We start from the raw sequence: 12,829 nt of genomic DNA on the forward strand, positions 1-12,829 counted from the left end.
CACCCCGGACTTGGTCCGGGGTCCAACGTGCCGCATGAGAAATGGCCGGTGCGTGTGCGGGCCGTTGGACCCCGGACCAAGTCCGGGGTGACGGTACCGTATGCGCCCCTATTTCCCCATGCGCCGCGCGTAGAAGTCCAGAATCGTCGTCCACAGATGTTCGCCGACCTGCGGCCCGGATACGCGGTGGGTGAAGCCCGGATAGAACATCATCTCGAACGGCGTGGCCGAGGCCTGCAACCGCGCCGCCAGGGCAGTCGAATTCTCGAAGAACACATTGTCGTCCGACATGCCGTGGATCAGCAATAGCGGATCGCTGATCTTGGGCGCGTCGGTCAGCGCGCTCGATGCCGCATAGGCCTTCGCGTCGGTCGCCGGATCGCCCATATAGCGCTCGGTGTAGTGCGTGTCGTACAATTCCCATTTGGTCACCGGCGCACCCGCCACGCCGGCGGCGAACATGCCCGGTGCCGCCTCCAGCATCTTCAGCGTCATATAGCCGCCATAGGACCAGCCATAGGTCACGATCTTATCGGACGCGACGAACGCCTGTTGCTTGAGCCAGTTGGCGCCAAGCAGCTGGTCCGCCACCTCGACCGTCCCGGCCGCGCGGTACAGCTGGCTTTCGAACGCCATGCCGCGATTGGCCGAGCCGCGATTGTCGATCATGAACACGATATAGCCCTGCGCGACCAGATATTGGTGCAGCGCCCCAGCCCAGTTGCGACTCACGGTCTGCGAATGCGGCCCGCCATAATGTTCGAAGAAGACGGGGTATTGCTTGCCCGGTTCGAGTACCGGCGTGATCATTTCCCAGTGGAGCGTGCTGCCATCCGCCGCCTTCAGCGTGCCGAACTTGGTCGGCTGATGCTGCCCGACATACGGATAATACGGATGCCCCGCCGTCAGCGCATTCTCGTTGACCCAGGACAGCCTTTTGCCGCTCGCGTCCGCCAGATACACTTGCGTCGGCTGATCGGGATTGGAGCGCGAGACGATGATCCGCGAAGCGGCGTTGTCCATCGTCGCGCCGTTCCACCAGCCCGGCTCGGTCAGCCGCGTGATCACGTTCGGTTGCGCGATGTCGACGCTGTAGAGGTGCCTTTCGAGCACCCCGTCCTTGTTGCCGGTAAAGAAAATCCGCCCCCTGGCCTGATCGACGCCGGCCACATCGTTGACCACCCAGTCGCCCTTGGTCAGCTGCGTCCACTTGCCGCCCTTGAGCCGATACAGATGCGCATAGCCGTCGCGTTCCGAGCTCCAGATCAGGCTGCCGTCATCGAGCAGGCGATACGCGTCGCTGAGATTGACCCAGCTGTTGGGCCTGGCCTGTTCGCTGAACAGCACGCTCGATTTGCCCGTCGCCGGATCCACCTTGAGCACGTCCAGCACGGTCTGCGCGCGATTCTGTCGCTGCACCAGCAAGGCGCTGCCATCCGGCGTCCAATCGACCCGCGCCAGATAGATGTCGGTATCACGCCCGAGATCGACCTTCACCCGGCCCGTGCCATCGGGCTTCATCACATACAAATCGACCAGCACGTTGGGCTTGCCCGCCGCGGGATAGCGCTGATCGAAGGTCTTGGTGCCGTTGGCGCCGATCGCCGCGCGCGTGATCACCCCGACCGGCGCCTCGTCGAACCGCTCGACCGCCACCATCCGGTCGCCCGGCGCCCACCAATAACCGGTGCGGCGGTTCATTTCTTCCTGTGCGACGAATTCCGCTTCGCCCCAATGCACGGTGCCCTTGCCGTCGTCAGTTAGCATGCGCGCCGCCCCGCCCAGTGGCTGCACGACGAGATTCTGATCGCGCACATAGGAGACGAACCCGCCGCCGGGGCTGATCTTGGGATTGAGCGCGCCGCCGACATTCTCGGTCAGCCGCGTCACCGTGCCGTCGAGCCCGGCGAGATACAGATCGCCATCGATCGGCACGAGGATGGTATTGCCATCCGGCGACCATTCATAGCTGACGATCCCGGTCTTTCCGCTGATGCTGCGATCGCGCTCGCGCTGCATCTTCTCCGCCTCGGACAATTCCGCGCCGCTGCCGACCTTCTTCGAATCGACCAGCATGCGCTCCTGCCCCGTGCGCGTATCCAGCGCCCACAGATCGAAGCGCTGTTTTTCATCGGCGCGGGGCTTGAGCGAGGTGAGCAGCGTGCCGTCCGGCGACAGCTTGAGCGATTGCGGCTGCGGGCCAGACAGATCGGGCGAGCCGAACACGCGCTTGAGCGTCAGCGGCGGCGGCGGTGTTGCTGGGTCAGCCGCCAAAGCGGGGCTCCCCAGCCCGGCCAGCATCACGCCTGCCAGCAACCACGGTTTCGCCATCACGCTTCTCCAAATCTTGCGACATCACGCCGCCGCTATACCGTCGGCCAAGCGATTGTCGCCGCTTTTTAGGCGCTTGCGCCACCGCAACCGGCGCCGTTCGACAAGCGAGCGCCATGCCCATTCGACCGGCGCGATGTCGAAATGTCGCAGCCACAGATTGGCCAGCGCCAGCAACAGGATATTGATCACCAGCGCGGTGAGCATCAGCACTGCCCAGCCGCTTTTCCCGTACAGGCCAAGCGCGAACGGGGGATAAAGCACCCACAGGCAGATCAGCGTCTGCAACACGTACAGGCTGAGGGCGGTGCGCCCCGCCGCGGCGAACGGCCGCAGCAGCGCCGCGCCGCTGACGCTCATCACGATCACATTGATCAGCCCGAGATGGCCCAGCGTCGTCGCCAGCCGGGTCAGTTCCCCCGTGGCGTAGATCAGATGCGGATAGCCGTCGAAGCGCGTCGTCCAGTAAGCATCGATCGCGCGGGCGGGAAGCCCCACAGCATAAGCGAGCACCGTCAGCCAGAGATAGAAGCGCCGCGAGCGCTGCCCCTGGATCACGCCCCATTTGAACAAGCCGGCGCCGATCAGCATCGTCGCCACCGCTTCCCACACGAACAACGGCTCCAGAAAGCTTCCCGCGGCTATCCCGTCGGACCTTCCCCAGAGGACCATCATCGTCCTCCAGGCATTGTTGGCCCAGCTGGCGAAATTGCCCGTGGCGGCCGCACGATCTCGGTCCTCACGGGCGATGCGGCGGCGCTCATTGTGCTTTTGCCTGGCCCGTTCGGCGATCGCCGCGGTGTAGCGCGTAACCCTGCGGGCCTCGATCGGGGTCAGCGCCTGCCCCGCTGCGCGCTCGGCCTGCAGCCGCGGCACCTCGATCCGCGCCCGCTGCGCCTCCTCCAGCGCCATTCCCAGCCCGAACAGCTGCGACAACGCCATCAGCAGCCCGATCCCCAGCAACGCCGGCGCCGCCAGCCGCCGAAACAGAAACGCGATCAGCGCCGCCACGCCATAGGTATGCAGGATGTCCCCCGGCCACAGCAGGATGAAGATGTGCACCAGCCCGAACAGGGAAAGGACGATATTGCGGCGGTAATAGCCGCGCCACACCGCCTGGCCGCCCAACGCCGCTGCAGCACGATCCGTCAGGATCACCATGCCGACACCGAACAGCATTTCCAGCAAACACCGCGCCGTGCCGCTGACGAAAATCTCGCGCAGCCACCAGAAGATCTGGTCCGCCGCGGTCCAGCCGAAATGACGGATTTCTTCCGACGAGGCCCAATAGGATCCGCCCATATCGTTGATGTTCATGAACAGAATGCCGAGAATGGCGATCCCGCGCAGGATATCGAGCACCGCGATACGCGGCGCGCCATCGGGCTCGGTGGGGGTAGCTGGCGTGTTCATCCGCACATGATCTGGCAGAGCGACGCCAAAACGTCACGCCACGATCGTCGCTGCCCTCAGCCGCGCCCGAGCAGCGCCGATCCCGCGCGGCACGAAGCGGAGTAGACCTGCCGTGAACAATTTCTTGCCCGGGCGGGCGTCGATTATCCTTGCGCCAAAGTCTTAGTCCTTCATTACCCACGGAAAATCCGGGCCGCTTGGCAAGGCCCGCATCCTGGAGTTCGAGTATGCGTAAGCCACGCCCAGAGGGCATCAAGGATTATACCGGGCCTGCCGGCGGCTGGGGCGCGCTGAAGGCGGTGGCTGTCTCGCTGAAGGCGCAGCAGATCGTCCAGCGCGGCGCGCAGACATTGTTGAAGTCGAACCAGCCCGACGGCTTCGACTGCCCGAGCTGCGCGTGGCCCGACCCCAAGCACACATCCTCGTTCGAATTCTGTGAGAATGGCGCGAAGGCCGTGGCATGGGAATCGACCGCCAAGCGCATCGGTACCGAGTTCTTCGCCGAACATTCGGTGTCGGACCTCTGGGCAAAAAGCGATCACTGGCTCGAAGGCGAAGGCCGCATCACCGATCCGCTGCGCTATAACCCCGCCACCGATCACTACGAAGTGGTCGGCTGGGACGAGGCGTTCGCCGAGATCGGCGCTGGCCTTGCCAAGCTGGAAGACCCCAACCAGGCCGAATTCTACACCTCGGGCCGCTGCTCGAACGAGGCGGCGTTCCTGTTCCAGCTGTTCGTGCGGCTCTACGGCACCAACAATTTCCCCGATTGTTCGAACATGTGCCACGAGGCGACCTCGGTCGGCCTCCCGCAGTCGATCGGCATCGGCAAGGGCACCGTCAGCCTCGAGGATTTTGATCATACCGATCTGATATTCTCGATCGGTCATAATCCCGGGACCAACCATCCGCGCATGATGGCCACGTTGCGCGAGATCGCGCGCCGCGGCGGCAAGATCATCGCCTTTAACCCGCTTAAAGAACGCTCGCTGGAGCGCTTCGAATCGCCGCAGTCGGTGATCGAGATGGCGACGGGAACGGCAACGCCGATCGCGACAAACTATCTGCAGGTCAAGGTCGGCGGCGACGCGGCGGCGATCAAGGGCATCTGCAAGGCGCTCGTCGCGCTGGACAAGGCCGCTGCTGCCGCGGGGGCCCCGTCGGTGATCGACCACGCGTTCATCGCCGAGCACACCGCCGGCTTCGACGCGCTGATCGCCGATCTGGAAACCAGCGACTGGGCCGACATCGTCCATGCCAGTGGGCTCGGCCAGAGCGATCTGGAGGAAGTCGCGCGGCTCTATGCGCAGTCGACCGCGGCGATCGCCTGCTACGGCATGGGCATCACGCAGCACCGCACCGGCACCAGCAACGTCCAGCAGATCGCCAATCTGCTGCTGCTCCGCGGGAATATCGGCCGCCCCGGCGCGGGCATCTGCCCGCTTCGCGGCCACAGCAATGTGCAGGGCGATCGCACCGTCGGCATCACCGAGCGGCCGATGCCGATGCTGCTCGACAAGATGCAGGAAGTGTTCGGCTTCGAACCCCCGCGCGAGCACGGCCATTCGGTGGTCGAGAGCATCGCCGCGATGCGCGACGGCAAGGCCAAGGCAGTGGTTTGCCTGGGCGGCAACCTCGCCATCGCCTCGTCCGATCCGCAGGCCTGTGCGCAGGGGTTCCGCAACATGGAACTGGCCGTGCACATCACCACGAAGCTCAACCGGACGCAGCTGCTGATGGCCAAGGGCGCGACCTATATCCTGCCGTGCCTCGGGCGGACCGAACGCGATGTGCAGGAAAGCGGGCCGCAATCGGTGACGGTCGAGGATTCGATGTCGATGGTTCACGCCTCGCGCGGCTTCCTGATGCCGCCGGGCGAAAATGTCCGGTCCGAGCCGTGGATCGTTGCCGGGATCGCCAAGGCGACGCTGGGCAGCAAGGGCGGGATCGACTGGGACGGCTACGTCGCCAATTACGATCGCATCCGCGACAAGATCGAGGCCGTGTTCCCCGCGTTCAAGGACTATAATGTCCGCGTCCGCGAGCCGGGCGGCTTCCATCTGCCCAACGCCGCGGCCGAGCGCGTGTGGCTGACGGATACCAAGAAGGCCAATTTCATGGTCGCACCAAGCGTTGAAGAGGACGAAACCACCCGCGATCCGACCGTTCTGCGCCTGACCACGCTTCGCTCGCATGACCAGTACAACACGACAATCTACGCGCTCGACGACCGCTATCGTGGCGTGTTCGGTCGCCGCGACGTGCTGTTCATGAACGCCAAGGAGATTGCGCGGCTGGGCTTTGCCGAAGGCGACGTGATCGACATCACCACCGCGCTCGACTTCAAGCGCTCCGACCGGATCGTCCAGGGGCTGATCCTGGTCGAACACACGTTGCCCGACGGTTGCTGCGCCTCTTATTATCCTGAGACGCAGCCGTTGATCGCGCTGGAGGATCATGATCCGCAGAGCCTGACGCCGTCGTATAAGTCGGTCCCGGTGCAGATCCATCCGGCGGGAACCGACGATGGCGCCGAACGTCTGGTCGAACGCGCCGGCGTCGTGGGTCGGCATCTTCCTGCGAAAGCCTGACTTCATGTACGCATCGACGATTACCGGCTTTGCCGACCGCGCGGCGGTGGACGCGGCCGCGATCCGCCGTTCGCCCGCGGGCTTCTTCGTCGGCGCGATGCTGGCGGGCGCCTATATCGGCATCGCCATGATTCTCGCGATCAGCACGGCGGGTGGCTTGCCCGCCGGCGTCCGGCCGCTGGTGATGGGCGCGACCTTCGGGCTCGGGCTGCTGCTGACGGTGTTTGCAGGCGGCGAATTGTTCACCGGCTATGTGATGTATCTGGGGTTCGGGCTGATGCGCCGGACGGTGAGCTGGGCGGATGCCGGCGTGCTGATGGTCGTCGTGTGGATCGGCAACCTGATCGGCGCGCTCGTCTTGTCGGCGTTGTTCATTGCCGGCGGCGGTGGGCAGGTGTTTGCCTACGCGACGACGATGTTCAACGCCTATACCGCGCACAAGGTGGAGGCCGACGCGGTGACCCTGCTGGCTCGGGCGATTCTATGCAACTGGCTGGTATGCCTGTCGATCTGGACCGCGGCGCGCGTGACCGGCGATGCCGCCAAGATCTTCGCCATGGCGTGGATCCTGCTGGCCTTCGTCGCCGCGGGGTTCGAGCATTCCGTCGCTAACATGACCGCGCTGACGCTCGGCCTGTTCTCCCCTGGCGAGACGATCGCGATGCCGGGGATCATCCACAACCTTGTGTACGTGACGCTGGGCAACATCATTGGCGCGCTGGTCTTCGTGGTCGGCGCCTATGGGTTGACGGCAAAGACCGACGCGCCGGCAGCCACCCACTAAGGACACGACCCGCGCACCGCGGCTGATCCAGGCCGGCGCTGGACCGCCGGAGCTGAATCCAGTCTCTCCTAGTGTCGATCGCAGCGACGTGCCACACGCTGAGTCACAACTGTAACAAGGGGTTACGAATGCGCGCCGGTGCCTGTCTGATCGCTCTCCTGTTCACCACCACGGCCATGGCGCAGACCCCCGGCACCGCTTATCATCGCGCACCGAACGCGATTGCGAAAGCGTTGGAGACGCCGCCGACCCCCGGCGTCGCCGTCAGTCCCGATCATCGCACGCTCGCGATCTTTGGCCGCGAAAATCTGCCGTCGATCGCCAACCTGTCGAAGCCGATCCTGCGCCTCGGCGGGTATCGCATCGATCTAGCGACCAACGGCCAGGCCGAGGTGCGCGTGCAATGGCTGAACGCGCTGAGCTTCAAGGACATCGCCAGCGGCAGGACGGTTGAGGTTGCGCTCCCCCCCGGCTTGCGCTTCGCATCGCCCGATTGGTCGCCGGACGGCACCCGCCTCGCCTTCTACGCGCAGGACGCGCAGGGCCTGTCATTGTGGATCGCCGACCGCAGCGGCAGCGCCCGCGCGGTGGCAAATAACCTCAACGGCACGTTCGGGCCGCCGTTCGCCTGGATGCCCGATAGCAAGGCACTGATCGCCTATACGGTTCCGGCGGATCGTGGCCGCGCGCCAGCAGCCAGCATCACCCCGAGCGGCCCGGTTGTGCAGGAAAGTGCGGGACGGACATCGGCTGCGCGCACGTATGAGGACCTGCTTGGCGATGCGCATGACGAAGCATTGTTCGATCATTATTTCACTGGCCAGCTGGTCCGGATCGATCTTGCCGGTACCGCACGGCCACTAGGCAAACCGGGTCTGATTTCCGAATTCAGTGTCTCGCCCGATGGCCGCTACCTGCTGACCGAGCGGCTCAAGCGTCCCTATTCCTATCTGCTCCCCGCGCGTTTCTTCCCGACCGAGATCGCGGTTACGATGATCGACGGGCAAGCGGTGAAGACACTTGTCGATCGCCCGCTTGCCGACGACCTTCCGGTCGATTTCGACGCCACGGTCAAGGGACCGCGCGAGGCGATGTGGCGGTCCGACGCACCGGCGACGCTTGTCTGGGCCGAGGCGCTGGACGGCGGCAACCCCCGCGCCAAGATCGCCTTTCACGACAAGGTGATGATGCAGACCGCTCCGTTCGACGGCGCGCCGGTCGAGCTGGCCATGACCCCCGCCCGCTATGCCACGACGCTGTGGGGCGATGACGGCTTCGCGATGGTCATCGACAGGGAATGGCGAACGCGTACCGAGCATCGCCTTGCCGTTGCGCCGTCACGCCCGGGCCAGACGCGGACCATGCTGACGCGCAACTACCAGGATCAATATGGCGATCCCGGCCGTCCGATTATGGAAGAGAATGCCGCCGGCAAACCGGTGATGCGCTTCACGCCGGGGCGTGACCGCGTCTACGTCTCCGGCGAGGGGGCGACCAAGGCAGGTGCCTTCCCGTTCCTCGCTACGATGCCCGTGGCGGGGGGCGGACAGACGCGGCTATGGACCGCCAAGGCGCCGTATTACGAAACCGTCGTCGCCTTGCTCGACGACAAGGCCGATCGCATTCTGACGCGGCGTGAGAGCGCGACGCTTGCCCCGAATTACATGGTCCGCAGCGTGAAGCGCGGCAATGCCAAGCCGATTACCGCCTTTGCCGACCCTGCCCCGGTCTTCGCCGGCGTCACGCAGCGCACGATCACTTATCCCCGCGCCGATGGCCTGCCATTGTCCGGCTCGCTCTATTTACCGGCGGGCTATGATGCCAAGCGCGACGGGCCGCTGCCGACGTTGCTGTGGGCCTATCCGGGGGAATTCACCGACGCCAAGGTCGCCGGGCAGAACGTCGATCAGGGCAATCGCTTTGTGCGCCCGCGCGGGATCAGCCATCTGTTCCTGCTGACGCAGGGCTACGCGATCCTCGACAATCCGGCCATGCCGATCATCGGCGAAGGCGGCGCGGAGGCGAACGATACCTACATCCAGCAACTCCAGCAGAATGCGCAGGCCGCGGTCGAGGCGGTGGTCACGATCGGCGTCGGCGATCGAAGCCGCATGGCGGTTGGGGGGCATAGCTACGGCGCATTCATGACCGCGAACCTGCTCGCGCACACCGATCTGTTTCGCGCCGGCATCGCGCGATCGGGTGCATATAATCGTACGCTGACGCCCTTCGGCTTCCAGGCGGAACAGCGCACCTACTGGCAGGCGACACCGACTTATACGGAAATGAGCCCGTTCACGTATGCCCACCGCATCAAGGAGCCCATCCTGCTGATCCATGGCGGCGCCGATGACAATAGCGGCACCTTCCCGGTCCAGTCCGAACGCATGTACGCCGCCTTGAAGGGCAATGGCGCGACGGTGCGCTATGTCGTCCTGCCGAACGAGCCACACGGCTATCGCGCGCTGGAATCGACCGAAGAGACATTGTGGCAGATGACGGACTGGCTGGATCGCTACGTAAAGCCCAGGCAGGCGGCTGCCACGGCGCAGCCCGCGGCAACCACCAGACGGTGAGCGACGCCGTCGCGACTGTGTCGTGCAACGCCGCCGCGACTGCGCATCACAACCACTGGGCCGGCATTACAGCGGCCTGGCGCAGTGGCTGGCAATGAACTGGTCATGCGCGGGCATTGCCGCAGCGGTCTGGCCAATCACGCCACGCAAATGCTGCAAAAAGCGCGCCGCCTCTTCGGGCGGCAGCGTCGCCACGAGCGGGTCATAGGATTGCGGCAGGCCAATCTGTCCCATCAACACGGCGATCCAACCGTCTTCGGAAAATAGCTGTCCGGGCTCGGGCATGGCGCGCCCCCGCTCCCGCCACAGCGCCAGCCGCTCGACCAGCGCATCCGGCGGCGGCGTATCGCGGCACTGCTGCCAAAAATCGCCGTCGATCCGCCCGTTGGCATGATAATGAAGGATGATAAAGTCGCGGATCTGCTCATAGTCGCGGCGCAGCATCCGATTGTATTTGTCGCGCTCGATCGGGGCGTGGCCGCTGTCCGGAAACAGGCTCATCAAGCGGGTAATGCCTGACTGGATCAGGTGAATGCTGGTCGATTCGAGTGGCTCGAGAAAGCCACCGGCAAGGCCGATCGCAACGCAATTTCGTTCCCACAAATGCTCGCGGACGCCCGCCGTGAAGCGCAATTGCCGTGGTTCACTCGTGGCCAGCGTGTCGAGCCCGGCCAGCAAGGCGTCCGCCGCAGCCTCGTCCGTCATGTATGCACTGCAATAAACGTGACCATTGCCGACGCGATGCTGCAGCGGGATGCGCCACCGCCAGCCCGCCTCGGTTGTGGTGGCGCGCGTGTACGGCACGGGAGCGCCGGATGATGTGCTGGGCACCGCCAGAGCGCGATCGCACGGCAACCATTTCTGCCAGCTGACGAACGGCACGCCGAGCGCATCGCCGAGCAGCAGCGCGCGAAATCCGCTGCAGTCGATAAACAGATCGCCCTCGATACGACGACCATCGGCCAACACGATCGCATCGATAAAGCCATTATCCGGGGCGAGATCCACCTGTGTCACGCGCCCCTCGACACGCCTCACGCCGCCCTCTTCGGCGAGGTGGCGGAGAAACTGCGCATATAGCCCGGCATCGAAATGAAATGCGTAACGCAGTGACGACAGCACGGCGGCAGGGTCGCCCGTCGGTCGGTTAAAGCGCCCCAGCCGCGCGGCCACCGCGGCAAGGCAATAATCTTCGAGGGATCCGACATCGTTCAGTGGCGCCTGAAGCCCGGCTTGCCGACGCCAGATCTGATGAAATTTGATTCCCGCCGCATCACGACCAAACGTGCCGAACGGGTGCATGTAGCGCCCGCCCGCCTTGCCCCAGCCGACGAATTCGATGCCCAGCTTGAACGTCGCGCCAGTCGCGCGCACGAACGCATCTTCGTCGATGCCGAGATAGCGGTTGAAATCCAGCAGCGACGGGATCGTTGCCTCGCCCACCCCGACCGTGCCGATCTCCTCGGACTCCACCAGCGTCACCGTGGTGCCGGCACCGGCCAGCCGCGCCAGCGCCGCCGCGGTCATCCAGCCGGCGGTGCCACCGCCAACTATAACGATACGCTTGAGCGGCGCCATCACGCCGCCAAGCCGGGCGATCCAAACGGACGTTGGCGCGCATAATCGATCAATTGTCGATTGCTGGGAAGATTGGCGACGGCGAAGGCCGCCTGCCGATCAATCTCCGCGAACGCGCGCCGCGCATCCGTTGCGTAGCGATAAGCGCCGGCGCGCGCCGACAGATCGGTCTTCCATCCCATCCCGTACAAAACGTACTGCCAGCTCGCCTCGGTGAAGATATCGACATTGCTGTCGATGTCGATCTCCGTCGGCGGCCGAAAGCGCCAGCGCTCGAGCAGCTCGTGCAGGCTATCGGGGATCGATGCAGCGGCGACATTGTCGTGCCAGAAATCGGAATCGCGCCGTTCGGAAATGCAATAATGCAGCTTGATGAAGTCACGCGCGCGATCGTAGCGGCGGAGCATATTGGCGTTAAACTGGCGTGCCGAGGTTTCCCAATCGCCACCCCATGGGAAGAGATTGGCGACCATCCCCGCAGCTACCTCGGCAAACACGATGCCGGTGGCTTCCAGCGGTTCGAAAAAGCCGCTCGACAAGCCGATCGCGACACAATTCTTGTGCCAGTTGATCTCGCGATAGCCCGCCTCGAAGCGGATCTTGCGCACGTCGTGATCGGCGCCTGCAGGACCCACATAAGCGCGCAGCAACTCCTCGGCGCGTGTGTCATCGGTGTGGGCGGAGGAAAAGACATGGCCGATGCCGCGGCGGCGATCGAGCCCGATATCCCACATCCAGCCTGCTTCCTGCGCGGTAGCGACGGTATACGAGACGATCGGCTCCTGCGCGCTCCGATACGGCACCTGGAGCGCAAGCGCGGTATCGCAGAACAGCACGTCGCGGCACGAGCGGTAGGGGATGCCGAGCGCCTTGCCGATCAGTTCGGCACGAAAGCCCGAACAATCGATATACAGGTCGGCGGTTAGCCGGCCGCTTTGCTCGGTATCCACCCCGGCGATCGCGCCATCGTCGCCGATAATCACCTCGGTCACGCGATCGACCAGATGCGAGACGCCGTGTTCCACCGCCTTGTCGCGCAGCAGCGCGGCAAGCGCCACGGCATCGAAATGAAAGGCGTAATTGAGCGGCGCGACATAATCGGGATGGCTTGGCAGCTTTGGCGCACGATGCGCATCGGCCGCCTTCTTTTGCGGGCTGCATACCTCGTCCCAATTCGCCGTACCGCCATGACCGAGCAACCAATACGGCAACAGATCGAGCCCATCATCGCTCGGTGCGATCTGGAACGGGTGCGTGTAATGGTCCGGGCCCGCCGTGCCCGGCGTAAAGCGCCAATGCGCGAATTTGGCGCCTTGCTTGAAACTGGCGCCGCATTTGCGGATCAGATCGACTTCGCTGACGCCGATCGTCGCCAGGGTTTGGCGGATAGTGGGAAAGGTCCCCTCCCCCACGCCCAGAATGCCGATCTCGCTCGATTCGACAAGCTGGATCGAAACGCCGCCGGGCAGATCGGCGCTAAGCCGCCGCGCCAGATAGCCGGCGGTGAGCCAGCCGGCGGTGCCCCCACCGACAATAAGGATACGCTTACTCATTGC

Annotated in this window: 7 protein-coding genes; 3 read left to right on the plus strand and 4 right to left on the minus strand. The window is 64.6% G+C overall.

Annotated elements, in window-relative coordinates:
* Window positions 1–108: 108 nt before the first annotated feature.
* Window positions 109–2,331, minus strand: coding sequence for a S9 family peptidase (locus ABC969_RS01015; RefSeq protein WP_345862373.1), 2,223 nt, complete (start codon window positions 2,329–2,331; stop codon window positions 109–111).
* A gap of 24 nt (window positions 2,332–2,355) precedes the next feature.
* Complete coding sequence (locus ABC969_RS01020; protein WP_345862374.1) at window positions 2,356–3,744, minus strand: DUF418 domain-containing protein; 1,389 nt, start codon at window positions 3,742–3,744, stop codon at window positions 2,356–2,358.
* A 227-nt stretch (window positions 3,745–3,971) separates the two neighbouring features.
* Between ABC969_RS01020 and ABC969_RS01025 the strand changes: the two genes are divergently transcribed.
* From ABC969_RS01025 to ABC969_RS01035, 3 genes are all read left to right on the plus strand, one after another.
* Window positions 3,972–6,335 carry an FdhF/YdeP family oxidoreductase gene (locus ABC969_RS01025; protein WP_345862375.1) on the plus strand — a complete coding sequence of 788 codons (2,364 nt, stop codon included), beginning with the start codon at window positions 3,972–3,974 and terminating at the stop codon, window positions 6,333–6,335.
* Entirely contained in the window at window positions 6,271–7,119 is an 849-nt protein-coding gene (locus ABC969_RS01030; protein WP_345862376.1) for a formate/nitrite transporter family protein, read from the plus strand. Before ABC969_RS01025 ends, ABC969_RS01030 begins: the two co-directional genes overlap by 65 nt.
* A 128-nt stretch (window positions 7,120–7,247) precedes the next feature.
* Entirely contained in the window at window positions 7,248–9,695 is a 2,448-nt protein-coding gene (locus ABC969_RS01035; RefSeq protein ID WP_345862377.1) for a S9 family peptidase, read from the plus strand.
* Window positions 9,696–9,761: 66 nt separating this feature from the next.
* On the opposite strand, the gene ABC969_RS01040 is transcribed toward ABC969_RS01035, so the two are convergent.
* On the minus strand, window positions 9,762–11,273 hold the full coding sequence (locus ABC969_RS01040) for a tryptophan halogenase family protein (RefSeq protein WP_345862378.1): 1,512 nt from the start codon (window positions 11,271–11,273) through the stop codon (window positions 9,762–9,764).
* On the minus strand, window positions 11,273–12,826 hold the full coding sequence (locus ABC969_RS01045; RefSeq protein WP_345862380.1) for a tryptophan halogenase family protein: 1,554 nt from the start codon (window positions 12,824–12,826) through the stop codon (window positions 11,273–11,275). The genes ABC969_RS01040 and ABC969_RS01045 overlap by 1 nt, the downstream gene beginning before the upstream one ends.
* Window positions 12,827–12,829: the final 3 nt, after the last annotated feature.

Source organism: Sphingomonas qilianensis (assembly GCF_039614825.1).
GTDB classification, from domain to species: Bacteria; Pseudomonadota; Alphaproteobacteria; order Sphingomonadales; family Sphingomonadaceae; genus Sphingomonas; species Sphingomonas qilianensis.